This is a genomic window from Streptomyces parvulus (genome assembly GCF_014648855.1).
GTDB lineage: Bacteria > Actinomycetota > Actinomycetes > Streptomycetales > Streptomycetaceae > Streptomyces > Streptomyces parvulus.
This window is the reverse complement of record NZ_BMRX01000003.1, coordinates 159,071-182,421: the sequence shown is the minus strand read 5'-3', so window position 1 is coordinate 182,421 and position 23,351 is coordinate 159,071. Positions and strand designations below refer to the sequence as shown.

General features: G+C 74.7%; 22 protein-coding genes. 8 read left to right on the top strand and 14 right to left on the bottom strand.

Going from position 1 to position 23,351, the window contains the following annotated elements:
- Nucleotides 1-91 precede the first annotated feature (91 nt).
- Entirely contained in the window at nucleotides 92-2,386 is a 2,295-nt protein-coding gene (locus IE108_RS06280) for a heavy metal translocating P-type ATPase (protein WP_064726525.1), read from the bottom strand.
- A 212-nt stretch (nucleotides 2,387-2,598) separates the two neighbouring features.
- On the opposite strand from IE108_RS06280, the gene IE108_RS06275 reads away from it, so the two are divergent.
- On the top strand, nucleotides 2,599-3,573 hold the full coding sequence (locus IE108_RS06275; protein ID WP_064726524.1) for a DUF8832 domain-containing protein: 975 nt from the start codon (nucleotides 2,599-2,601) through the stop codon (nucleotides 3,571-3,573).
- A 17-nt stretch (nucleotides 3,574-3,590) separates the two neighbouring features.
- Here IE108_RS06275 and IE108_RS06270 read toward each other — a convergent pair whose 3' ends face one another.
- Nucleotides 3,591-4,376 (bottom strand): DeoR/GlpR family DNA-binding transcription regulator, encoded by a 786-nt coding sequence (locus tag IE108_RS06270; RefSeq protein WP_064726523.1) that lies wholly within the window; start codon nucleotides 4,374-4,376, stop codon nucleotides 3,591-3,593.
- A 130-nt stretch (nucleotides 4,377-4,506) separates the two neighbouring features.
- Between IE108_RS06270 and IE108_RS06265 the strand changes: the two genes are divergently transcribed.
- Complete coding sequence (locus tag IE108_RS06265) at nucleotides 4,507-5,388, top strand: SIS domain-containing protein (RefSeq protein ID WP_064726522.1); 882 nt, start codon at nucleotides 4,507-4,509, stop codon at nucleotides 5,386-5,388.
- Between the two features lie 52 nt (nucleotides 5,389-5,440).
- Entirely contained in the window at nucleotides 5,441-6,301 is an 861-nt protein-coding gene (locus tag IE108_RS06260) for a class II fructose-bisphosphate aldolase (RefSeq protein WP_064726521.1), read from the top strand.
- On the opposite strand, the gene IE108_RS06255 is transcribed toward IE108_RS06260, so the two are convergent.
- Complete coding sequence (locus IE108_RS06255) at nucleotides 6,291-7,427, bottom strand: methyltransferase (RefSeq protein ID WP_064726520.1); 1,137 nt, start codon at nucleotides 7,425-7,427, stop codon at nucleotides 6,291-6,293. The genes IE108_RS06260 and IE108_RS06255 overlap by 11 nt on opposite strands.
- 96 nt (nucleotides 7,428-7,523) lie before the next feature.
- Between IE108_RS06255 and IE108_RS06250 the strand changes: the two genes are divergently transcribed.
- Both IE108_RS06250 and IE108_RS06245 read left to right on the top strand, forming a co-directional pair.
- Nucleotides 7,524-8,174: an alpha-ketoglutarate-dependent dioxygenase AlkB family protein gene (locus IE108_RS06250; protein WP_064726519.1), complete on the top strand. Its 651-nt coding sequence runs from the start codon at nucleotides 7,524-7,526 to the stop codon at nucleotides 8,172-8,174.
- A 37-nt stretch (nucleotides 8,175-8,211) separates the two neighbouring features.
- Complete coding sequence (locus IE108_RS06245) at nucleotides 8,212-9,450, top strand: ROK family protein (protein WP_064726518.1); 1,239 nt, start codon at nucleotides 8,212-8,214, stop codon at nucleotides 9,448-9,450.
- A 60-nt stretch (nucleotides 9,451-9,510) separates the two neighbouring features.
- Here IE108_RS06245 and IE108_RS06240 read toward each other — a convergent pair whose 3' ends face one another.
- From IE108_RS06240 to IE108_RS06225, 4 genes are all read right to left on the bottom strand, one after another.
- Nucleotides 9,511-9,909, bottom strand: coding sequence for a VOC family protein (locus IE108_RS06240; protein ID WP_064726517.1), 399 nt, complete (start codon nucleotides 9,907-9,909; stop codon nucleotides 9,511-9,513).
- On the bottom strand, nucleotides 9,903-10,298 hold the full coding sequence (locus IE108_RS06235; RefSeq protein ID WP_064726516.1) for a tautomerase family protein: 396 nt from the start codon (nucleotides 10,296-10,298) through the stop codon (nucleotides 9,903-9,905). Before IE108_RS06235 ends, IE108_RS06240 begins: the two co-directional genes overlap by 7 nt.
- A gap of 218 nt (nucleotides 10,299-10,516) precedes the next feature.
- Nucleotides 10,517-11,104, bottom strand: a complete 588-nt coding sequence (locus IE108_RS06230; protein WP_064726515.1) for a DUF4865 family protein — start codon at nucleotides 11,102-11,104, stop codon at nucleotides 10,517-10,519.
- Nucleotides 11,105-11,117: 13 nt separating this feature from the next.
- Nucleotides 11,118-11,681, bottom strand: a complete 564-nt coding sequence (locus IE108_RS06225; RefSeq protein ID WP_229851679.1) for a TetR/AcrR family transcriptional regulator — start codon at nucleotides 11,679-11,681, stop codon at nucleotides 11,118-11,120.
- Nucleotides 11,682-11,881: 200 nt separating this feature from the next.
- Between IE108_RS06225 and IE108_RS06220 the strand changes: the two genes are divergently transcribed.
- On the top strand, nucleotides 11,882-12,163 hold the full coding sequence (locus IE108_RS06220; RefSeq protein WP_064726513.1) for an SHOCT domain-containing protein: 282 nt from the start codon (nucleotides 11,882-11,884) through the stop codon (nucleotides 12,161-12,163).
- A 219-nt stretch (nucleotides 12,164-12,382) separates the two neighbouring features.
- Here the strand turns inward: IE108_RS06220 and IE108_RS06215 are convergent, their stop codons facing one another.
- The gene (locus IE108_RS06215; RefSeq protein ID WP_189397591.1) at nucleotides 12,383-12,931 is read right to left on the bottom strand and encodes an ATP-binding protein; all 549 of its coding nucleotides are present in this window, start codon (nucleotides 12,929-12,931) and stop codon (nucleotides 12,383-12,385) included.
- A 184-nt stretch (nucleotides 12,932-13,115) separates the two neighbouring features.
- Entirely contained in the window at nucleotides 13,116-13,439 is a 324-nt protein-coding gene (locus tag IE108_RS06210) for a hypothetical protein (RefSeq protein ID WP_064726510.1), read from the bottom strand.
- A gap of 268 nt (nucleotides 13,440-13,707) precedes the next feature.
- Between IE108_RS06210 and cds1 the strand changes: the two genes are divergently transcribed.
- Nucleotides 13,708-14,832, top strand: a complete 1,125-nt coding sequence (gene cds1 / locus IE108_RS06205; RefSeq protein WP_064726509.1) for an L-cysteine desulfhydrase Cds1 — start codon at nucleotides 13,708-13,710, stop codon at nucleotides 14,830-14,832.
- A 210-nt stretch (nucleotides 14,833-15,042) separates the two neighbouring features.
- Here the strand turns inward: cds1 and IE108_RS06200 are convergent, their stop codons facing one another.
- Together IE108_RS06200 and IE108_RS06195 are read right to left on the bottom strand one after the other, a co-directional pair.
- Entirely contained in the window at nucleotides 15,043-15,516 is a 474-nt protein-coding gene (locus IE108_RS06200; RefSeq protein WP_064726507.1) for an SRPBCC family protein, read from the bottom strand.
- 180 nt (nucleotides 15,517-15,696) lie between these two features.
- A complete protein-coding gene (locus tag IE108_RS06195; protein WP_064726506.1) occupies nucleotides 15,697-16,521 on the bottom strand; it encodes a DeoR/GlpR family DNA-binding transcription regulator in 825 nt (274 codons plus the stop codon).
- A 282-nt stretch (nucleotides 16,522-16,803) separates the two neighbouring features.
- Between IE108_RS06195 and IE108_RS06190 the strand changes: the two genes are divergently transcribed.
- Complete coding sequence (locus IE108_RS06190) at nucleotides 16,804-19,185, top strand: hypothetical protein (RefSeq protein WP_064726504.1); 2,382 nt, start codon at nucleotides 16,804-16,806, stop codon at nucleotides 19,183-19,185.
- A 31-nt stretch (nucleotides 19,186-19,216) separates the two neighbouring features.
- Here the strand turns inward: IE108_RS06190 and IE108_RS06185 are convergent, their stop codons facing one another.
- The 3 genes from IE108_RS06185 to IE108_RS06175 all read right to left on the bottom strand — a co-directional run bounded on the left by IE108_RS06185 (nucleotide 19,217) and on the right by IE108_RS06175 (nucleotide 23,349).
- Nucleotides 19,217-21,655, bottom strand: a complete 2,439-nt coding sequence (locus tag IE108_RS06185) for a right-handed parallel beta-helix repeat-containing protein (RefSeq protein WP_064726502.1) — start codon at nucleotides 21,653-21,655, stop codon at nucleotides 19,217-19,219.
- Between the two features lie 108 nt (nucleotides 21,656-21,763).
- The gene (locus IE108_RS06180; RefSeq protein ID WP_064726501.1) at nucleotides 21,764-22,366 is read right to left on the bottom strand and encodes an Rv1733c family protein; all 603 of its coding nucleotides are present in this window, start codon (nucleotides 22,364-22,366) and stop codon (nucleotides 21,764-21,766) included.
- Between the two features lie 155 nt (nucleotides 22,367-22,521).
- The gene (locus IE108_RS06175; RefSeq protein WP_064726499.1) at nucleotides 22,522-23,349 is read right to left on the bottom strand and encodes an MOSC domain-containing protein; all 828 of its coding nucleotides are present in this window, start codon (nucleotides 23,347-23,349) and stop codon (nucleotides 22,522-22,524) included.
- Nucleotides 23,350-23,351 lie beyond the last annotated feature (2 nt).

The window sequence follows — 23,351 nt, the reverse complement described above, 5'->3', positions numbered from 1 at the left end:
GGGACGCGGGCATCCGGCGCCCCTCGGGTGCGGGGGGCGAAGCCTTGCCGGGACCGGGCCCGCCCCCGCCGCCCGTCGCGGCGGCGGCCGGTCAGCCGACGGGCCGGAAGGACCGCAGGCGCAGGGAGTTCCCCACGACGAAGACCGAGGAGAAGGCCATGGCCGCCCCCGCGATCATCGGGTTGAGGAGCCCGGCCGCGGCGAGCGGCAGCGCGGCGACGTTGTAGGCGAAGGCCCAGAACAGGTTGGACCGGATGGTGCCCAGCGTCCTGCGGGCCAGCCGGATCGCGTCGGCGGCGGCGCGCAGGTCGCCGCGGACCAGGGTGAGGTCGCCGGCCTCGATCGCGGCGTCGGTGCCGGTGCCCATGGCGAGCCCCAGGTCGGCCTGTGCGAGCGCCGCCGCGTCGTTCACCCCGTCGCCGACCATCGCCACCGAACGCCCCTCGGCCTGGAGGCGCTTGACCACGTCGACCTTGTCCTGCGGCAGCACCTCGGCGACGACGTCGCCGGCGTCGATGCCGACCTCGCGGGCGACGGAGGCGGCCACGGCACGGTTGTCGCCGGTGAGCAGCACCGGCCGCAGCCCGAGTGCGCGCAGCCGGCGGACCGCTTCGGCGCTGGTCTCCTTGACCGCGTCGGCGACCTCCAGGACCGCGCGTGCCTCCCCGTCCCAGGCGACGGCGATCGCGGTCCGCCCGGCCGCCTCGGCCTCCTCCCGCGCCCGGGCCAGGTCGGCCGGCAGGGTCATCGCCCACTCGCCGAGCAGCCGTTCGCGGCCGACCAGGACCGCGTGGCCGTCGACGACACCCTGCACGCCGAGCCCGGGGACGTTGGCGAAGTCCTCGGGCGTGGGCAGGGTGCCGCCCAGCCGTTCCCGCGCCCCGTCGGCGACGGCGCGTGCGACCGGGTGCTCCGACGCGTGCTCCAGGGCACCGGCCAGCCGCAGTACGTCGGCCTCGTCGGTGGCGCCGGTGGTGTGTACGGCGAGCAGGGTCATCCGGCCGGTGGTGACGGTGCCGGTCTTGTCGAGGACGACGGTGTCGACGGAGCGGGTGGACTCCAGCACCTCGGGTCCCTTGATGAGGATGCCGAGCTGGGCACCGCGGCCGGTGCCGACCATGAGGGCGGTGGGCGTGGCCAGTCCCAGGGCGCAGGGGCAGGCGATGATCAGCACGGCGACGGCGGCCGTGAACGCGGCCGTGGGCCCCGCGCCGTTGCCGAGCCAGAAGCCCAGGGTGGCCAGGGCCAGCGCGATGACGACGGGGACGAAGACGCCGGAGACGCGGTCGGCGAGACGCTGCGCTGCGGCCTTGCCGTTCTGCGCGTCCTCGACGAGCCGCGCCATCCGGGCCAGCTGCGTGTCGGCGCCGACCCGGATCGCCTCGACCACCAGCCGGCCGCCCGCGTTCACGGTCGCGCCCGTGACGCCGTCACCGACACCGACCTCGACGGGCACCGACTCGCCCGTGAGCATGGAGGCGTCGACCGCCGAGGAGCCCTCCACGACGGTGCCGTCCGTGGCGATCTTCTCGCCGGGGCGGACCAGGAAGCGGTCGCCCACCGCCAACTCGGCGGTGGGAACGGTCCGTTCCCGTCCATCGGCGCCGAGGACGGTGACCTCCCGGGCGCCCAGCTCCAGCAGGGCCCGCAGTGCGGCGCCCGCCTTGCGCTTGGCGCGGGCCTCGAAGTAGCGCCCGGCCAGGAGGAAGGCGGTCACGCCCGCGGCCGCCTCCAGGTAGATGTTCCCGGAGCCGTCGCCGCGCGCGATGGTCAGCTCGAAGGGGTGGGTCATGCCCGGCGTCCCCGCCGTTCCGAGGAACAGGGCCCACAGCGACCACAGGAACGCCGCCGACGTGCCGACCGAGATCAGCGTGTCCATGGTGGCCGCGCCGTGCCGGGCGTTGGTGAGCGCGGCGCGGTGGAAGGGCCACGCGGCGTACGTCACCACGGGTGCCGCGAGGGTCAGCGAGAGCCACTGCCAGTACTCGAACTGCAGCGCCGGCACCATCGCCATCGCGATGACGGGGACGGCGAGCACCACGGCGGTGACGAGCCGCTGCCGCAGGGGCCGCAGCGCGTCTGTGTCTCCTCCGGACTCCGCGGACCCGGAGGCCGCGCTCGTTCCGTCGCCGGGCGCGGGACCCGCGCGTACCGGCTCGGGTTCGCGGGCCGTGTACCCGGTCGCCTCGACCGTGGCGATCAGGTCCGGTACGGAGACCTCGCCCGCGTAACTGACCTTCGCCTTCTCGGTGGCGTAGTTGACGGTGGCGCTGACCCCGTCCATCCGGTTCAGCTTCTTCTCGATCCGGGCGGCGCACGAGGCACAGGTCATGCCGCCGATGGCGAGTTCCACCTCGGACGGTGCGCTGGTCGTGCTGGTGGTCATGGCTGCTCCTGACGGATGCGCGGCACACGGCTGCGTGCTGCTGCGTGCGAATACGGGGAGGGGGTACCCTCGCCGTAGCTCCATGTATACCCAGAGGGGGTATCGAACGCAAGGCTTCCCCGGGCTTGACTGAGTACCCCCTAGGGGTATCGTGAAATGCAAGAAGGGTCACCCCGTCCGCCGGGACCCCGGAATCCGAGGAGACGACCGCCATGCACACCGGACTGAGGATCACCGCGTTCGCCGCGGCGCTCGCCGCGACCTTCGGCACCGCCTACGGGGTCGGTCAGGGAGTGGGCCCCGTCGTCAAGGAGAGCGCCCCGCCCGCGCCCCACGACGAGCACGACGGGCCGGCTGCCCGAGAGCCGGACGGTGGCGGCCACCAGGGACACGAGAGCACCCCGCCCGGCGGCCTCCAGGTCTCCGAGAAGGGCTACACGCTCGACCTCGGCACCCCGCGCGTCAAGGCCGGAGAACGCACCGAACTGCGCTTCACCGTCCGGGACTCGGCCGGCCGGCCCGTCACCGGGTACCAGCGCGAACACGAGAAGGAGCTGCACCTCGTCGTGGCCTCACGCGACCTGGTCACCTACCGCCACCTGCACCCCGTCCGCGCCGCCGACGGCACCTGGAGCACACCCGTCGACCTGCCCCGGGCCGGCGGCTACCGCGTCTTCGCCGACTTCACCCCGGCGGCGAAGGGCGCCGAAAACCTCACCCTCGGCGCCGACCTGGCCGCCTCCGGCCGCTACGAGCCGGCCCGCGTGCCTGCCCCCGACGACACCGCACGGACCCATGGCTACCAGGTCGAACTCGCCGGATCCCTGCGCCCGGGCAAGGCGAGCGAGCTGAAGTTCCGGGTGTCCCGCGACGGCGAGCCCGTGAACGACCTCCAGCCGTACCTCGGCGCCTACGGCCACCTCGTCGCCCTGCGCTCCGGTGACCTCGCCTACCTGCACGTCCACCCGCGCGGCGAGGCCGGCGACGGGACCACCGCGCCGGGCCCGGACGTCTCCTTCACGGCCACCGCGCCCAGCGACGGCACCTACCGCCTCTTCCTCGACTTCAAGCACCGCGGCGAGGTCCACACCGCCGCCTTCACGGTCCGGGCCGGATCCGCCACCCCCGACGCCTCCGGAACGGCCCCCTCCGCGCCCGCCGACCACGTGGGCGGACACGGGCACTGAGGCCGCGACGCCTGTTCCTAGGAGCCGGCCGTGACCACCCGGACCCCGCACTCCTCGAACCGCCGCACCAGGTCCGGGTCGGCCGCGGTGTCCGTGACCAGCGTGTCCACCGCCTCGGTCGCGCAGATCCGGGCGAACGCCCTGCGGCCCAGCTTGCTGGAGTCGGCGGCCACCACCACGCGCTCGGCGCGCTCGCAGAGCACCCGGTTGATCGCCGCCTCCGCCTCGTCGTGCGCGGCGGCGCCGTGCACCGCGTCGAAGGCGACGACCCCCAGCACCGCCACGTCCAGCGTCACCTGGCCGAGCACGCCGTCCGCGAGCGGCCCGATCAGCTCGTACGACTGCGCGCGGGCCACCCCGCCGGTCACCACGATCTTGAACTGCGGCCGAACGGCCAGCTCGTTGGCGATGTTGAGCGCGTTGGTGACCACCGTCAGCGCCGGCGTGCCCGCGGCCAGGTCGGCGCGCACGGCCAGGGCCCGCGCGACCTCCGTGGTGGTCGTGCCCCCGGTCAGCCCGACCGCCTCACCGGGCGCCACCAGGGCGGCCACCGCCCGTGCGACGTGCTGCTTCTCCGAGACGCGGCGCGCGGTCTTGTAGCGCAGCGGCAGCTCGTACGACACGCCGTGCACGACCGCGCCCCCGCGCGTGCGCACGAGCATCTGCTGCTCGGCGAGCCGGTCGAAGTCGCGGCGGATGGTCGCGGCCGAGACCTCCAGCTCGGTCGCCGCCTCCTCGACGTCCAGCCGGCCCCGCTCCACGAGCAGTTCCAGCAGCGCCTTCCAGCGGGCGTCGCGCGACATCCGCGCCTCCGTTCCTCGATCTCCCGCCGACCCTAGCGCACGGTGCTCTTCCCCAGATTGCTTGATTGTGCTCGAAAGCTCGCTATATCTTGCAGGAACAAGCAGATCGGTCGATCGGGGAGTGTGCGGCATGACGCATGTCGAGGACGAACTCAACAGCCAGCCCGAGTGCTGGACCCGCGCCGCCGCGGAGGCGGCCCGGCACACCACGGCGCTGCCCGCCGCGGGGGAGCGCGTGGCCGTCGTCGGCTGCGGCACCTCGTACTTCATGGCGCAGTCCGCGGCGGCGCTGCGCGAGGGCGCCGGACAGGGCGAGACCGACGCCTTCGCCGCCTCCGAGTTCCCGCGGGGGCGCGCGTACGACCGGGTGGTCGCCCTCACCCGGTCCGGCACCACCACCGAAGTGCTGGAGCTGCTGGCGGACCTGAAGGGCCGCACCCGCACCGTCGCCCTCACCGCGGACCCCGAGACGCCGGTCATGGCCGCCGCCGACGACGTGGTCGTCCTCGACTTCGCCGACGAACGGTCGGTCGTGCAGACCCGGTTCGCCACCACCGCCCTCACCCTGCTCCGCGCCCACCTGGGCCTGCACACGGACGCGGTCGTCGCCGACGCCCGCACGGCGCTCTCCGCCGCGCTGCCCGAAGGGCTGGTCGACCGCACCCAGTTCACCTTCCTCGGCCGGGGCTGGACCGTGGGGCTGGCCAACGAGGCCGGGCTGAAGATGCGCGAGGCCTCCCTGTCCTGGACCGAGGCGTATCCGGCGATGGAGTACCGGCACGGGCCCATCAGCATCAGCACCGCCGGCACGGCCACCTGGATGTTCGGCGAGGCCCCCGAGGGGCTGGCCGAGCAGGTCCGCGACACCGGCGCGATGTGGGTGCCGGGGGAGCTGGACCCGCTCGCCGAACTGGTCCGCGCCCAGCGGCTCGCCGTCGCCGTCGCCGCCGCCCGCGGCCTCGACCCGGACCGCCCGCGCCACCTCACCCGCTCGGTGATCCTCGCTCCCTGACCCCCCAACCGCACCCGACGCCCGTGCCGAAACGCGCGGGAAGGGAGACACCGTGCCCCTCGCCAGCACCGGCGACCTGGTCGGCCGCGCCGCCGCCGCGCGCTCCGCCGTGGCCGCCTTCAACATCATCACCCTGGAGCACATCGAGGCCGTCGTCGCCGGCGCCGAGTCCGCGGGCATGCCCGTCGTGCTCCAGGTCAGCGAGAACGCCGTCAAGTACCGCTACGGCCGCCTGCTGCCGCTCGCGGCCGCGGCCGTCGCCGCCGCCGAGGGCGCCGCCGTGCCCGTCGCGCTGCACCTCGACCACGTCCAGAGCGACGCCCTGCTGCGCCAGGCACCGGACGCCGGCTTCAGCTCCGTGATGTACGACGCCTCCCGGCTGCCCTACGCGGAGAACCTCGCGGCGACCCGGGCCGCGGCCGACTGGGCGCACGCCCAAGGGCTCTGGATCGAGGCCGAACTGGGGGAGGTCGGCGGCAAGGACGGCGCCGCGCCGCTGGACGCCCACGCCCCCGGCGCCCGCACCGACCCCGCCGAGGCCCGCGCCTACGTCGCCGACTCCGCAGTGGACGCCCTCGCGGTCGCCGTCGGCAGCTCCCACGCCATGACCACCCGCACCGCGGCCCTCGACCACGACCTGCTCAAGGAGCTGTCGGGCGCGCTGGACGTACCCCTCGTCCTGCACGGCTCGTCCGGCGTCCCCGACGCCGAACTCGCCTCGGCCGTCGCGGGCGGCATCGCCAAGGTCAACGTCGGTACCGCCCTCAACATCGCCATGACCGGCGCGATCCGCGAACACCTCACCGCCCGCCCCGACGCGGTCGACTCACGGGGCTATCTCACCGCCGGGAGGGAGGCCATGGCCCGGACGGTGGCGACGATCATCCAGGTCGTCGCCGGCGCTAGGTCCTGACGGCCCTCAGCACCACGAACCGGCTGTCACCGGCCACCAGGTCGCAGTCGCCGAACAGGCGCTTCAGTTTGACGTGGTGGCCCAGGTGCCGGTTGCCGACCACCCACAGCTCGCCGCCGGGGCGCAGCACGCGCCGCGCCCCGGTGAACATGCGCCACGCGGTGGCGTCGGTCGTCGCCTGGTGGGAGTGGAAGGGCGGGTTGTTGAGCACCAGGTCGACACTGCCGTCGGGCACCCCGGTCAGTCCGTCGCCGACCCGGAACTCCGCCTGGCCGGTCGCCCCGTTGGCCTTGTACGTCGCCTCCGCCGAGGCCGCGGCCTGGAACGACTCGTCGGTGAACAGCACTTCCGCACCGGGGTCGGCAAGCGCCATCGCCGTACCGACCACTCCGTTGCCGCAGCCCAGGTCGACCACGCGGCGGGCCCCGCCGGCCGACGGCAGGTGCCGCAGGAAGAAGCGGGTGCCGACGTCCAGCCGGTCGGCGCAGAACACGCCCGCGTGGTTCACGACCGTCCGCCCCGAGAGCAGCGGGCCGACGTCGTCGGGGAGCCGGTAGGTGAGCGGCCAGGGACTGACCGGCCGCCGCAGCGCGGGGTCCGGCGTGGCGAAGATCAGCCGGGCCTTCTTCACGGCCAGCGAGGTCCTGGTCGGGCCGACGATCCGCTCGAACAGCCGGAGCGTCGAGGTGTGGATCTCCTTGACCATCCCGGTGCCGACGACGACCGTGCCCTCGTGCAGCGCGGGCGCGAGCCGCAGCAACTGGTCCTCCAGCAGCCCGAGGCTCTTCGGCACCCGCACCAGCAGCACGTCGACACGGTCCGGCGGCGGGTCCTGCGTGGTCAGCAGGCGCACGGTGCCGGGCTCGGCGCCGGCCCGCTCCAGGTTGATCCGCGTCGCCTCCCGGGTGAGGTGGGAGTCGGTGATCTGCACCGGCCCGTGGGCGGCCAGCGCCGTCACCAGAGCGCCCCAGCGGTCCCCGACCGCGACGACCGTGCCGGTCAGCGGCACCTCCCGCTCCGCGAGGTGCCCGAGCAGGTACTCGTCGGAGGCGTCCCAGGCGCGGAGCCGGTCGCGCGGGTCCTCGGGGAAGCGGGTCAGCACCTGCTCGCCCCATGGCGTCGTCATACGGTCGCTGCGGTCGTTCATCGTGTGCCCAGGCTAACCGAGCCGCAGCTCAGGCCCCTCGCGCGGACGGCGGGGCGACGGAGGCAGGATGGAGGCATGGACGCCGAGCTGTTCCCCAGGGACCGTACCGAGCCCGCGCCCGGCGCCGTCCACCTGCCGGACTGGCTCCCGCCCGCACGGCAGCGCGAGCTGCTGAGGGCCTGCCGCGAGTGGGCCCGCCCCCCGGCCGGACTGCGCACCGTCCACACCCCGGGCGGCGGCACCATGACCGCTCGGCAGGTCTGCCTCGGCTGGCACTGGCATCCGTACGCCTACGCCCGCACCGTCGTCGACGGGGACGGTGCGCCGGTGAAGCCCTTCCCGGCCTGGCTCGGCGAGCTGGGCCGGGGCGCGGTGACCGACGCGCTGGGCGCCGACGCCGCCGCGTCCGCGCCGTACGACATCGCGCTGATCAACTTCTACGACGCCGACGCCCGGATGGGCATGCACCGCGACGCCGACGAGCGGTCCGACGCGCCCGTGGTCTCCCTGAGCCTCGGCGACACCTGCGTCTTCCGCTTCGGCAACCCGCGGACCCGGACCCGCCCCTACACCGACGTCGAACTGCGCAGCGGAGACCTGTTCGTCTTCGGCGGCCCCTCCCGCCTCGCGTACCACGGGGTGCCGAGGGTGCACGCGGGCACCGCACCACCGGAGTTGGGCCTCACCGGGCGGCTGAACATCACGCTGAGGGTCAGCGGCCTCTAGGCACGCCACCCCGGCGGATCATGGGAGACTCCCCTCCATGAGCGGCAAGGCGGACCCCCGGACGGCGGGGGAAGGGACCACCTCCAGGACGCGGCTGGAACGGGGGCGCGGCGCGCTCGGACCCGCGTTGGAGCTCGTGCACACCGGACGAGCCCCCACCCGGGCCGTCCTCACCGCGGAACTGGGCGTCACCCGCGCCACCGCAGGCGCCGTCGCCGCCGAACTGGAGGCGCTCGGCCTGATCCGGGTCGACGCCCGCCCCGGCGCGGCGGCCGGTTCGCAGGGCCGCCCCTCGCACCGCCTCGAGGTCGCGGACGACGGCCCCGTCGCGCTCGCCGCGCAGGTCCACGCCGACGGCTTCCGCGCGGCGCTGGTCGGCCTCGGCGGCCGCATCGTCGCCACCGCGCCGGGCTGCGAGGTCGTCGACGCCGACCCGGCGAAGGTCCTCGGCTCCGTCGTGGAGACGGGCGCGGAGCTGCTGCGGGAGACCGGGCGGCGCTGCGTCGGCGCGGGGCTCGCCGTCCCGTCCGCCGTGGCGGAGCCGGAGGGCCTGGCCCTGAACCCCCTGCACCTGGCCTGGCCCGCGGGCGCGCCGGTGCGGCGCATCTTCGCCGAGCAGGTGCGGGCCGCCGGGATCGAGGGGCCCGCGTTCGCCGCGAACGACGTCAACCTCGCGGCGCTCGCCGAACACCGGCACGGTGCCGGGCGCGGTGCGCGTGACCTGCTGTGCGTGGCCACCGGCCACCGGGGTGTGGGCGGCGCGCTGGTCCTCGACGGCCGCCTGCACATGGGCAGTTCGGGACTGGCCCTGGAGGTGGGGCACCTCGCCGTCAACCCCGAGGGGCGCCCCTGCCACTGCGGCAGCCGGGGCTGCCTGGACGTGGAGGCCGACCCGCTCGCCTTCCTCACCGCCGCCGGCCGCGAGCCGGGACCCGAGGTGTCCCTGCTCCAGCAGTCCTACGACCTGATCCGGGACCACTACACCGACCCGGCCGTCCGCACCGCCACCGAGGCGCTCATCGACCGCCTCGGCCTCGGTCTCGCCGGCCTGGTGAACATCCTCAACCCGGACCGCATCATCCTCGGCGGACTCCACCGCGCCCTGCTCGACGCCGACCCCGAGCGGCTGCGGGCCGTCGTCGCCGACCGCAGTCTGTGGGGCCAGAGCGGCGGGGTGCCCATCCTGCCGTGCGGACTGGACCACAACAGCCTCGTGGGCGCGGCCGAGTTGGCCTGGCAGCCGGTCCTGGACGACCCGCTCGGCGCACTGGGCTAGGGCCTGTCGACGCCGGCCCATCCGAACGACAGGCCCCAGGTCGTGCGGCGCGGGTGCGCCTCAGGCCGCCGGTGCTCCGCCGCCGCTGGGGGCCCTGCTCAGGTCGACGACGCAGAAGACGTTGCCGTCGGGGTCCGTGAGGACGACGAAGTCGGGGTCGGGCGGATAGCGGTCCCAGTCCGCCTCCCGGGCGCCGAGCCCCACCAGCCGCCGCACCTCGGCCTCCTGTTCCTCCGCGGAGTCCGTGTAGAGGTCCAGGTGGAGGCGGGGACGCCGCTCGGCCGGCGACTCGCTGCGCATCAGACCGAGGGCCCGCCCGGAGCCGTCGGCGTGGTCCAGGGTGCGCCAGGTCTCGCTGCGCCACTCCTCCGTGGCCACCAGCCCGAGCGCGGCCGTCCAGAACGCCTCCGCGCGGGCCACGTCCCTGACACCGACGACGGGTACACCGATTCTCAGCATGGGCCCGAGCCTACGTACTGCGCGAGTCCGTGGCCGAGCGACCAGTCGGCGCAGGAGTTCTCGGTCAGGGTGACGAAGACGTTCCGGGGCTCGGTACCCGCGTACGCCTCGGCGAGTTCGGCGATCCGCCGGTACAGCGCCTGCTTGCGGCCGGTCGCGCGGCCCGCGCGCAGCGTGATCGACACGAAGACGACGCCCTCGTCCCGGTGGACGCCGAGGTAGTCGTCGTACCGCAGCGTGCCGCGGGTGCGGTCGTGGGCGGTGAGGACCTGGAACCGGTCGTCGTGCGGAATGCCGAGCGTCTCGACCAGGGCGTCGTGGACGGCCCGGCCGAGCGCGTCCAGGCGGCCGGCCTGGGTGTCGTGGGCGTCGATGCGGACGAAGGGCATGCGGTGGTCTCCCGGTCGGACAGCGGGGGTGTGCGGATCGCGGGCGGGTGGCAGGGCCGCTCAGGGCCCCGACGGCGGCCCGGAGGCGGGGTCGGCGCCAGGCTGCTGCGCCGATCTCGCGCCGACCGCCCCGTTGGCGGCGAGGGACAGGCGCTCGTCGGCCCCGCACCCTCCCCACTCGCCCGGAGACACGTCGCCGGGGGCCGGGAGTACGACGGTCACCACTGGCGCCCCCGCGGCAGCCGCGCGCGTTCCGGTGCCGACACGTGCAGCACCTGGAAGACCTCGCCGTCCACCTCGTCCGGCGCCTCCTCGGCGTGCAGCGAGAAGCGCACCAGTTCCCAGCGACTGGTGTCCACGACCGCCGCCGCGAGCACCACGCCGTCCCGGGCCGCCAGCAGCGCGGTCTCCCGCACCGCCTCGGCGGCCGCCTCCGCCAGGGGCACCCCTTCCGGTACGGCCCGCCGGTGCCGGACGGCCGCCCGCGCGGGGGAGTCGCCGGCGCCTCCCTCCTCGTAGGCCAGGCCCGTCCACTGCCGCACCGCGGGCCGGCCGAAGTCGTCGGCGGGCCGCTGGAAGGCGCCCTCCCACAGGAAGGAGTTCATCCCCGCGACCGTGCGCCACAGGTAGAACGGCGCGTACTGGTTGACCGGCGAGCCGTGCACTCCTCGCTCGCGCATCAGATACGCCTTGGCGCCGAGGCCCGGCCAGTCGTCCAGGAGGTGACCGGTGCGGGCGACCCGCTCCCGGACGACGTCCATCGCGTAGTCGGCGGGCAGGGTGAACTCGTACTGCATGGCGTGCACGGGCAGGCACTCCTCAGCGGGTGGGCGGGGCGAGCAGGGCCAGCAGTCCGCGGACCGCGGCGTCGAACGCCGTGGGCGAGCCGGCGGCGCGGGCGAGCACGTAACCGCCCTGGACGGTCGCGACGACGGCCGCCGCGATCTCCTCGCCGTCCAGCCCGGGCGCGAACTCGCCCTGCTCCTTGCCCTCCTCGACGATCTGGGCGATGTGCTCCCTGAGCCGGTCGAGCGTCTCGTCGACGGGGGCGCGCAGGGCGTCGTCGGCGATCACGTCCGGGTCCATCGTCAGCCGCCCCACCGGGCAGCCGCGCAGGGCCTCGCGCTCCCGGCGCAGATAGGCCGCGATCCGCTCGTACGGTGTGCCCGGACCGTCCAGCACCGCTTCGGCGGTGGCCCACATCTCGTCGGCGGTCCGCCGGATCGCCGCGAGCGCGAGATCGGGCTTGCCCCTGAAGTGGTGGTACATGCTGCCCTGGCCGGCGCCCGCCCGTTCCAGGATCGCCTTGGGGCTGGTCCCCACGTACCCACGCTCCCACAGCAGTTCGCGGGTGGACTCGATCAGCCGCTCCGAGGTGCTCATGCGACCACTGTACATACTAGTAGTTACAGAAGTCGAGGAGCAGCTCGACGGCTTGCCGCGCGGGAGGGAGCAGGCCCGGGGCGCCGTGCGTACTCCCCGCGGGGTACGGCCGGTGCCGCCGGCCGTACGACGACCGCGACCCGCTCCCGGGGGACGCTCGGAAGCGACACGCAGGACATCGCCACGAGGAGTTGGACGACATGGAGACCCTGGCACACTTCGGCGACGGCGGGCCCGGCCCCTGGATCCTGTTCTTCCCGCTGATCTGGGCGCTGGTCATCGGCGCCGGAATCACCCTGCTCCGCCGCACCGTCTGGCGCGGGCGCCGGGGACCCGGACGGCCCGCCGCCGAGGACGGCTCACCGATCAGCGTCCTCGGCCACCGGTTCGCCTCCGGGGAGATCGACGAGGACGAGTACTGGCGTCGGCTCTCCGTGCTGGACGAGCAGTTCGGCCGGCCGCGCAAGGGCCGTGGCGTATGACCGCCGCGGGCCGGCCGCGGCCGCGCCCGGTCCGCCGCGCGGATCGTCGACGCCGGGCGGGCACACGTGCGGTGGCAGCACCGCCGTTCGCACTCCCTACGGCGCGGGCGTGCGCTGTCCGGCCGGCTGCCCCGGGGCGGTCACGGGCCCCTGGGGCCCCGGCCCGCCCTGACGGGAGCCGCGCCGTCCGGCGCCCGCCGATGAGAGGTCACCGCCCGGTCAGCCGGCAACGGCCGACCGGGCGGGAGCGGGTTGGGGGCTGCCCAGATCGACGACGGGCTCGGCCTCCGCGAACACGGTGGCCGGCACCTCCCCGACCAGACGGCGCGGTGCCCGCGCGGTGACCGGCGGAGCGGTGACCGCGGCCAGGTCGCCGCACGCCGGCAGCGTGAACCAGACGACCTTGCCGGACTCGCCGTCCGGCCGGGCGCCCCAGGTCTCACTCATCGCCGCCACCATGGAGAGCCCTCGGCCGCACGTGGCGAGGGGCGCGGCGTCGTCCACGACCGGCAGGCGCGGATCGTGGTCGCGCACCGAGACGGTCAGCCGCTCCAGGAGCAGCTCCATCTCCACGGTGCACGTCTTGTCCGGCACGGCGTGCAGGTGGACGTTGGTCAGCAACTCCGTCACGCCGAGCGAGGCCCGGTCGATCAGGGGGTCCATATGCCAGTAGCGCAATTGCGCAGATACGATTCTGCGGACCTGGCCGATCCGCGACGGCAGGGCTTGGAGCTCCACCGTGCAGTGTCTGCTTGGGTGACTGATCACGGCTGCGACTCCCCGACAAAGAGGTCCGGAAGAACACGGAGTTCGGATCCAGCAGGGCGCACGCGGCGCGCCGCCGCCTGCTGTCATGGCCGGCGGGCTGGTTCGCAGCGTTATCGCCGGTAAACCCAGAGTGACGTGAGACCAGCGTGACGCAAGGGGTGAGGCACCGCAACTTACGGACATCTCAACGGCGATGTCCGGCCGCCCGGTGCACGGCCTCGATGAAACGGCGGGCGGCCGGCGGACCGGGCTCACCCGGCGCGGGGTCCCGCTCGCCGAGGGTCAGCAGGTACCGCTTGCCGTTGAGGTCGGCGAGGGCGCGGTCGTCCGGGCCGAACCAGGGGCGCGAGGCCCGTACCGCCTGCACCGGCGCGCTGTCGATCTCACTGCCGTAGCTGGTGAGCAGCTCGACCCTGCCGTCGCTGATCCGGACCGTCCCGGCCCGGGTGAGTGAGCGCAGCCGTTTCCCGATCCGCACTCCCGTGGCCCTGAACTCCGGGTCCGCCATGCCGTCGCCCCCTCGCGCGCGTCGGTCGTCCCACCCGCTGGCAGTCTGCCCGCACCGCGCGCCCAGCACCAGTACGCACCCTCGCTTTCCGGGGGCGGCCGGAGCACTCGCGCGAATGCGCCCCCACCGTGCGCGGCGATCCGCCCCAGGGGTGTCTTTGAGGCGCCCAAAGGTGTGTTTATGCAGGTGAGAAGCGTGTGGAAGGTGTCTATGATCGAGGCGTCGGCCGCCCGACACGCCGTCGGCGCGCAGCGTAAGGAGCCCCGTCGTGAGCACCCCCCGGCAGACCCGCACCGGCGCCACCCTGGACGTCGACCACAGTGACGCCGACTACCGGGCATGGCTGAAAGAAGCCGTGCGCAAGGTCCAGGCGGACGCCAACCGCTCGGCCGACACCCACCTGCTCCTCTTCCCGCTCCCCGAGCGGTGGGGCATCGACCTCTACCTCAAGGACGAATCGACCCACCCGACCGGCAGCCTCAAGCACCGGCTCGCCCGCTCCCTGTTCCTGTACGGCCTGTGCAACGGCTGGATCCGCCCGGACCGCCCGGTCATCGAGGCGTCCAGCGGCTCCACGGCCGTCTCCGAGGCGTACTTCGCGAAGCTGATCGGGGTCCCCTTCGTCGCCGTGATGCCGCGCACCACCAGCACGGAGAAGATCCGCCTGATCGAGTTCCACGGCGGACGGTGCCACTTCGTGGACGACTCCCGCCGGATGTACGAGGAGTCCGCTCGCCTCGCGGCCGAGACCGGCGGCCACTACATGGACCAGTTCACCTACGCCGAACGCGCCACCGACTGGCGCGGGAACAACAACATCGCCGAATCGATCTTCCGGCAGCTGCGGCTGGAACGGTTCCCGGAACCGGCGTGGATCGTCGCCACGGCCGGCACCGGCGGCACCTCCGCCACGCTGGCCCGCTACGTGCACTACATGCAGTACGACACCCGCGTCTGCGTCGCCGACCCGGAGAACTCCTGCTTCTTCGAGGGCTGGACCACCGGCGACCCGGACGTCGCCTGCGACCGCGGCTCCCGGATCGAGGGCATCGGCAGGCCCCGGATGGAACCGAGCTTCGTGCCCGGCGCCGTCGACCGCATGATGAAGGTCCCGGACGCGGCCAGCGTCGCGGCCGTCCGGGCCCTGGAACAGGCCATCGGCCGCAAGGCGGGCGGCTCCACGGGCACCGGCCTGTGGAGCGCGCTGAAGATCGTCGCCGAGATGGTGGCCGCGGGACGCCGGGGGAGCGTGGTGACGCTGCTGTGCGACCCGGGGGACCGGTACCTCGACAAGTACTACTCGGACACCTGGCTCGCCGAGCAGAACCTGGACATCCGCCCGTACACCGCCGCCATCGAGACCCTGCTGCACACCGGCGCCTGGCCCTGCTGACGCCTGCCCTAGGGCCTGTCTGACAATTCCCTCCCCCAGCCTCCGGCCGGGAGGTGCCCCCAGCCTCGCGACGCCATGCACGCACTCTCGCCGCACCGGGCGCAGAGCCAAGTACATCCAGTACGAGGCTCTACGTCCGGCACGCCGAGAGCACGCACCTGACGCCGCGAGGCCGCCCTCCGGGCGACGACGGGAATCGTCAGACAGGCCCTAGGGGCCGCCCAGCCGGCGGTCCAGCGAGGTGACCGCGCCCCGGAAGGCCCGGCCCAGCGCGGGCCGCGCCCGGCCCAGCGCGAAGCGGAACGGGGCCGCACCGTCCGCCGCGAACGTCCACTGCACGCGTGTGCCCGTCCCGGCCGGCGTCAGCCGCCACTCCTCCAGCATCGCCCGCGCTCCGGGCGCGTTGGTGACGTCCACGCGGTAGGCGTACACCTCGGGCCGCCGGGCCGCCAGCACCGTCTCGACGAAGCGGGTGCCGCCCCGGAGCCGGATCTCGCGGCCAGCGTCCCGCCCGATGGGCCGGGCCGAGGTCACCGCCGAGAACCACTCCGTCCAGCCCGGCACGTCCTCGGCGAGCGCGCCGAACACCGCCCCGGGGGCGGCGGAGATCTCCCGTGCGAAGACCAGGCGCACCGGCGCCGTCTCGACGAAGTCGAGACCCACCGGACGCAGACGGTGAGCCATGGACACAACCCCCTTGTGCGCGGCGGCGCATACGGACGAGCGGCCGGGTGGCGCCACGATAGCCGGGGGCGCGGCGGGTGTCAGCGGGGCCTCGGACGCGAGCCCGCGCGCTGAGAGGGGCCGAGGGAACGGGGTCCGCGCGCGGGACGCCGGGAGAGGCGGTGTCCCGCGCGCCCCGGATCAGTCGGTGGCCGGCTCCGGTTCGCCGGCCACGACCAGCCCCAGGTGCTCGGCGACCTCCGCGCGCGCCTCGGCGGACAGGCCGCCGTCGGTCACCAGCGTGTCCACCTGCTCCAGCGCGGCGAAGGAACTCAGGCCCACGACACCCCACTTGGTGTGGTCGGCGACCACCACGACCCGCCGCGCCGACTGCACCAGCCGCCGGTTGGTCTCCGCCTCCGCCAGGTTCGGCGTGGACAGGCCGGCCTCCGCCGATATGCCGTGCACGCCGAGGAAGAGCACGTCGAAGTGGAGCGTGGCGATCGCCTGGTCGGCCACCGGGCCCACCAGCGAGTCCGAGGGGGTGCGCACCCCGCCGGTGAGCACCACCGTGGCGGCACCCGTCCGCGCCCCGGAGGTGCGCTGCGCCACGTGGAACACGTCGGCCACCCGCACCGAGTTGGTGACCACCGTCAGATCCGGCACGTCCACCAGCCGGTGCGCCAGCGCGTACGTCGTCGTACCGCCCGACAGGGCGATCGCGGCACCCGGCGCGACCAGCTCGGCCGCGGCCCGCGCGATCTCCTCCTTGGCCGTCGGCTCCAGCCCCGACTTGGCCTCGAAGCCCGGCTCGTGCGTGCTCGCCTCGGCCACCGGGACCGCGCCGCCGTGCACCTTCTCCAGCACACCCTGGCGGGCCAGCGCGTCGAGGTCGCGACGGACCGTCATGTCCGACACGCCGAGCTTGCGGGTCAGCTCGTTGACCCGGACCCCGCCCCGGCGGCGCACCTCGTCGAGGATCAGGGCGCGCCGCTGCTCCGCGAGGAGGTTCGGATTCTCACTCACGTACGCTTCGGTCCTTTCGCCGCCAACCGCCCGACCCGCCGCCGCACTCGCTCCGATGAGGACTTCTCCCCGCACCCGTGCGGACATCCCATCCTCGCACGCCACGCCGCCGGCCGCGCCACCGCCCGCCCGTCGCGAACATGCCACACCCGGGCGCGCCGCGGGCCCGCCCGTCACCCGGTTCGGGGAGATTCCGTGCCGAGGGGTGTGCGGAGCCCGCCGAACCGAGATCCTGGTGCCCGCACGGACACAGCCGGCGGCGCGTCACGGGGGGTGCGGACAGTGGAACAGGCCGAGCGGCGGGAAGGCACGGCAGGACAGGACGTTCCCGGCCCGCCCGCACCGCGGGACGGGAGACCCGGCACCGCTCTGGAACTCCTGGTGCACGGTGTGGGCGGCACCACGCCCGCCGAGATGCTGGACGACCCGCGGACGGTACGGATCACCGGCGACGACGTGGCGGCCGTCTTCCGGCGCGCCGAGGACGCCGACGCCGAGTCCAGGCCCGAGGACTACCGCGGCCGGCCCGTGCCGGAGGCGTACGTGTGGTGCAACCTCACCTCCGGCAACGGCACCCGCGCCCTGTGGCTGCTCCTCCTGCCCTTCATGGTGGTAAACCTCGCCCACTGGATGCGGCCCGCCGCCAAGGACCGGATCCGCACGGTCCGCCTCTACGGCCTGCTGGTGCGGCTCGCGGGACTCAGCCTGACGGTCCTGCTGGTCGCCGCCGCCTGCGAGGTCGCGCTCGACCTGGTCGCCTGGCAGTGCGCGGGCACGCGCGCGTGCGCCGAGCGCCACTCCTGGGTGGGCTTCCTGTCGCCGGTGGTCTCCGACGGCGGCTGGTGGAGCCCGCCGGGCCGCAGGCTCGCCCTCGCGGCCGCCGTGCCCGCCGCCCTCACCGGCCTGCTCTGGTACCTGTCGCTGCGCACCTGGCGGGCGTACGAGTCGCAGCAGCCGATGGAGCGCGAACCCGACGCCGAGGAGGGCCCCGGCCACACCGCCCTCGGCCGGCCCGGCTTCTGGTACGGCCGCCGCCTGGTGGCCCGGCTGCGCGCCGCGCACACCGCGGCCGGCCTGCTGACGATCGCCGTCGCGGTCGGCACGCCCGCGGCCCGCTTCGACCGCCGGACGGGCGGATCCGTGTTGCTGGACGCGCTCGGGTGGCTCCTCCTGGGTGCGGCGGCCGGCGGGACCGTCGCCGTGGTCCTGGTGGTCTGCCGGCGGGGCCGCAGCGAGAACCGTCTCGACCGGAGCCTCGACCGCTGTCTCGTGCGCCGCCTCCCGCTCGCCGCGCTCGTCCTGTTCGCCCTCACCCTGCTGTACGCGGGCTGGAACCGTCCGGGGTGGGCGTCGGCCGGCCGGCTGCCCGGCGACCCGGCCTTCGGCGGCATCGCCCTGACACAGGGCATGCTGGTCATCGCCCTCGCCGTGGTCGCCCACCTGCTCCACCGCGGCCTCCCCGACGCCCGCGCCGCCCTGCGCGGCCTCGGCGGCCCCGCGGTCGTCATGCTGGCCTGCGCCCTGGGCGGCTTCATGTCCGGCGGCGTCGCCCAGCGCGTCTCGGACTGGATGGACGGCACCGGCACCTTCCTCGAGGGCCCGCCCGTCCTGCTGACCTGGCAGGCGTCCGTCATCCCGCCGCTGCTCGTCGTCGTACTGCTGCTGTGCGCCGCGCTCGCCCGTCACACCTGGGCCCTGGCACGCGCCGAACGGAAGGCGGTGGAGGCGGACCTCGCCGGGGAGGCCGGGGATCCCGGGCGGACCCGGCGCATCGCCCTGGCCCGCGCGACGGCCACCCTCACCGACCGGGCCCCGCTGCTCGTCGCCGTCAGCTCCGCAGCCACCCTGCTGCTGGGCGCCGGAGCGCTGGTGGGCGCCCTGACGACCGACCAGGTGCCCGGCGAGGCCGCCCGGGGGACGTACGCCGTCGTGCACGGCGCCGCACAGACAGCGCAGGCGCTGGGCTCCTGGCTGATCGGCCTCGGCTTCATACTGTTCGTCACCTGGGGCAGGCGCGCCTACAAGGACGCCTCCGCGCGGCGCACCATCGGCATCCTGTGGGACGTCGGCACCTTCTGGCCGCGCGCCGCCCACCCCTTCGCCCCGCCCTGCTACGCCGAGCGCGCCGTGCCCGACCTCACCTGGCGGATGGCGACCTGGACCCGCGCCACCGGCGGGCGGCTGGTCATCTCGGGGCACTCGCAGGGCAGCGTCCTCGCCGCCGCCGCGTCCTGGCAGCTGGAACCCGCCGCCCGCAGACGGGTCGCCCTGCTCACCTACGGCTCCCCGCTGGAGCGGCTGTACGGCCGCTGGTTTCCCGCCCACTTCGGGCCCGAGGCGCTCGCCTCACTGCACCGGGAGGTCGACTGCTGGCGCAACCTCCACCGCCGCACCGACCCGATCGGCGGCCCGGTGCGGCTGCCCGGCGACCCGGGTCCGGCGGTGGACCGCGCGCCCCTCAAGGACCCGCTCACGTACGGCCGCACCGAACTCCACCCACTGCCCGCGCCGGTCCTCGGCCACTCCGACTACCAGGCCGACCCGGCCTTCGCCGAGGAGCGCGCACGCCTCCTGGCCCGGCTGCGCCCGGAGGTGCCGGCCCCGCGCCACACCGGGGCCCCGGCCTCCGTGCCCGCGGCCGACGACGCGTCCGGGTCCTGCTAGCGCTCCGCCGAAGGCCCGGCCGCCGGCCCCGTCACGGCAGCTCGGGCAGGTCGTCCGCGTACAGCAGGGTCAGGTCGTCGGTGCTCGGGTCGCTGACCTGGGCGACCCGGCTCGCGTGCCGTTCCACCATCGCCTCGAAGGTCTGGCGGGCGGTGCGGCCGTTGCCGAAGGCGGGGCCCTTGGGAATCGTCGTGAAGTACTTCGTCAGCGCCTCGGCCGTGCCGGGGGCCAGCCGGTACTCGTGCTCGTCGGCCTGCTGCTCCACGATCCGCAGCAGCTCCTCGGGGCCGTAGTCGCCGAAGGTGATGGTCCGTGAGAAACGGGACGCCACACCCGGGTTGACCGACAGGAAGCGCTCCATCTCGGCCGTGTAGCCGGCGACGATCACCACGACCGAGTCCCGCTGGTCCTCCATGAGCTTGACCAGCGTGTCGATGGCCTCCTTGCCGAAGTCCCGGCCGGCGTCCTCGGGGGAGAGCGCGTACGCCTCGTCGATGAACAGCACACCGCCGTGCGCCCGCTGGAAGGCCTCCTGGGTGCGGATCGCCGTGGAGCCGATGTGCTCACCGACCAGGTCCACCCGGGAGACCTCGACGAGGTGGCCCTTGTCCAGCACACCGAGAGAGGCGAGGATCTCGCCGTACAGCCGGGCGACCGTCGTCTTGCCGGTGCCCGGGGAGCCGGTGAAGACCAGGTGCCGCTTGACCGACGCGGCCTTCAGACCCGCCTGTTGGCGGCGCCGGCCCACCTCGATCATGTCGGTCAGGGCGCGCACCTCGCGCTTGACGCTGTCCAGGCCGACCAGCGCGTCCAGTTCGCCGAGCACCGCCTTCGACGTCCGCGCGGGCTCCTGCGGGGCGGCGGCCGTGATCAGCGGCTCCTGTTCGGTGGTGCGCTGGCCGGGGATCGAGCCCAGCAGCCCGGGGGTCTGGCCCGCCGTCTGCACCACCGGCTCCGGCGGGGCGGTCGCCGCGGCGCCGCCGCTCTCGTCGCTCGTGCAGTCCTCGACGAGCGGACCGGAGTCGTGCCCGCCGTCCGGGCCGCCGTCCGCGAACTCGTAGCCCCCGCGCGCGCACCGCTCCGTGCGGCACTTCCTGAGTGTCGTGCGGCAGCCGTCGATGACGTGGAAGCCGTAGCCCGCGCTGCCGGTCACCCGGCAGTTCAGGAAGCTGCCGCGGCCGCCCGCCGAGACGTACACACCGGCCTCGGAGGGGGAGTCGACCGTGCAGCGCTCGATCGTGGGGTCGGCGCCCTTGGTCACGATCACGCCCGTGCGATTGCCGTCCAGCGTGCAGTTGTTGAGGGTGCCGCCGCTGCCGTGGTCGCGGAACCAGGCGCCCGTGGCCGCGTCCCGGATGCGGCAGTCGTCGAGCTGCGCGGTGGCGCCGTCGCTGACCGACACCGCGGTGTTGCGCACCTGGGACAGGTCGCTGTCGACGACGTCCGCGCGTGAGCCGCGGTCCAGGACGAACAGCGCGTCGGGTACGTCGTGCACCCGGCAGGAGTCGAGCACCGCGGTGGCGCCGTCGCTGATCCACACGGCCGGGTAGTCGCCCGTGCTGTCGAAGATCTCGCACTGGTTGGCGTCCACGCGCGTGCCCGGGTCCCACACCGACAGTCCGTTGCGGCCGAACTGCCGCACGGTGGTGCGGGTCAGGGTGAGGACGGAGCGGGAACGCAGGTCGACCGCGTTCTCCGGGATGTCGTGGATGCGGCAGTCGGCGAGGGTGAGCACGGCGTCCGTGTCCAGGGTGACGCCGTCGCCCGTGGTGCGGTGCACGTCGCAGTCGGTCAGGTGGGCGGTGGCCCGGCCGGTGACCTGCACCCCGCTGCCCCGCACCTCGTACACCTCGCAGCCCACGGCCTCCAGCGCCGAACCCTCGCCCGTCGCGGTCAGCCCGGAGCCCGCCGCGTGGTGCACGCGGCAGCGCTCGAGACGGGGGTGCGCGCCCGAGCGCACGGCGACACCCGCCTGCCCGGCCGACACCACCTCGCACTCCTCGAACACGCCGCCACCGCCGTCCAGTACGGCGATGCCGACACCGGCGGGATTGTCGACGACGCAGCGCCGCACGGTGGGCCGCGCGCCGCCGCGCACCTCTATCCCGGAGGCGGAGCGCGCCACCACTCTCAGCCCCAGCAGCTCGGGTGTCCCGTCCTCCACGAGCACCGCGGGCGCCGCCGCGTCCTGGCCCTCGACGTGCAGGTCCTGGATCACCGCCGAGGCGCGCACGGTCAGCGGGACGCCGTCGGCGGGCGCGATCCGCACCGAACCCTGGCCGCCGTCGGGACCGCGCAGCGTGACGGCCCGCTGGACGACGAGGTTCTCCCGGTAGGTGCCCGGGGCGACGGTGAGGACGTCACCGTCGGCCGCGGCCTCCAGGGCGGCGGCGAGCGATGCGTACTCACCTGTGCGGCGCCGCCACCGCGAGGTGCCGGTGTGCGTCACCTGGACCGTGCCCTGTGCCATGGCGTTGCTGTGCCCCCACCTCGTCGTACGCGGGTTGTCGCCGATTCGCTTCGGCCGGTCCACCGTAGCGTGCGCGCAGGTGGTGAGTTGACCGGAGCGGGAAGCCCGTCAGCTGCCCGCCCCGGTCCTGCCCCAGTCCGGGCCCGCGCGCTCCCACTCCCGCTCCAGGCGCGCGTACCGGGCGCGGACCATGCGCCGGACGGCCGTGCGGCGGGCCGCCTCGACCAGGGCCGCGGCCGCCAGGGCCGCGCCCGTCCCGGCCAGCACGGCGTGCGTGGTCGCCGTCGCCCCGTCCAGGGGGCGGGCCACCGCGCGTCCCCGCTCGTCCGTCCACAGCCCGAACCGGTCCCCGGGGTCGGGGTCGTCGAGGCCGGCCGTGACGGGTCCCTCGTGCCGTGCTCCGTCCGGCGCGGTCCAGCCGGCCAGGACGCGGCTGCGCAGACTCTCGCCGGCGCCCTCCGGGTCGACGGCCAGGGCGGAGCGCTCCAGGGGACGTACGACGGTGGCGGTCACCCGGTGCCGGGACTCGTGCTGTGCGCGCACCGAACGCTGGAGGGTGTCCTGCGCGGCGCCGCCCGCGAGCACGCCGAGCAGCGGTGCGACGGAGAGGATCAGCAGCAGTCCCGCCAACGCCACCCAGGCCTCGGCGAGGTCGGTCGCACGGCACAGCGGATTGCGCCGCCAGCGCCACAGCCCCCGGATCGTCCGCACGTCCGCGCCCCCCTGCCCGCTTCCCGCCACCCCCCGGCCGGTGAGTCCCGGCCCGATTCCCATGAACGTCTCACAAGGCCCAACGCGCGGAGCGGGGAACGGGTTCCCGTCACCCGGCCGGTGTCCGGATCCCGTTCCGCCGGGCCGCGGCGGGGTCAGCCGATGATCCGCACCGGATCGCCGACGCGGACCGTGCCGGGGCCCGCCGGGACCAGGTTCTGCCCGAAGACGAGCTTGCCGTCGAGGCGCCGGTGGAGCCCGAGGGTGTGCAGCGGCTCCGTACCGCGCCCGGCGGTCGTCTGGTCGGTGGTGGTCACGACGCAGCGGCCGCAGGGCTTGGCGACCCGCAGGACCACCTCGCCGACGGCGACGCGGGACCAGCCGTCCTCGGCCCACGGGGCGGTGCCGGAGACGACCAGGTTCGGACGGAAGCGGTCCATGGGCAGGGGCCCCTCGGCCGCGTGACCGTCCTTGGCGATCAGGGAGTTGAGGGCGTCCAGGGAGGCCGTCGTCGTGAGGAGCAGCGGGTAGCCGTCGGCGAAGGTGACGGTCTCGCCCGGCAGCGCGTACCAGGGGTCCACGGGCCGCCGGCGCGCGGGGTCGTCCAGGTGCACCAGCCGGACCTCCGCCCCGAGGAAGGCGCTGCACCAGGCGTGCGCGGCCGCGTCGTCGGCGGGCAGCACGTCGACCTTGTCGCGGAAGAGCTGCGCCGGGACGGTGCACGCCCCGCGCGGCACCGGCACGGTGAGCGGCTCCATACCGGGTGCGGACAGCCGGACGCCGCCGCCGGGCAGGAGCTCGGCGGCGGCCAGGGCGAGGCGCGGCTGCTTGCGTTGCGTGACGACCTTTCCCCCGTCGTCGATCAGCATCCAGCGTCGGTCTCCGGCCGGCCCCCAGGGCTCCATGACGACCTCCCGGAGCGACAGGCTCCGGAACGCCTTGACCGGATGGACGTGGATCGATTGCAGCCGCGCGTTCCCCATGA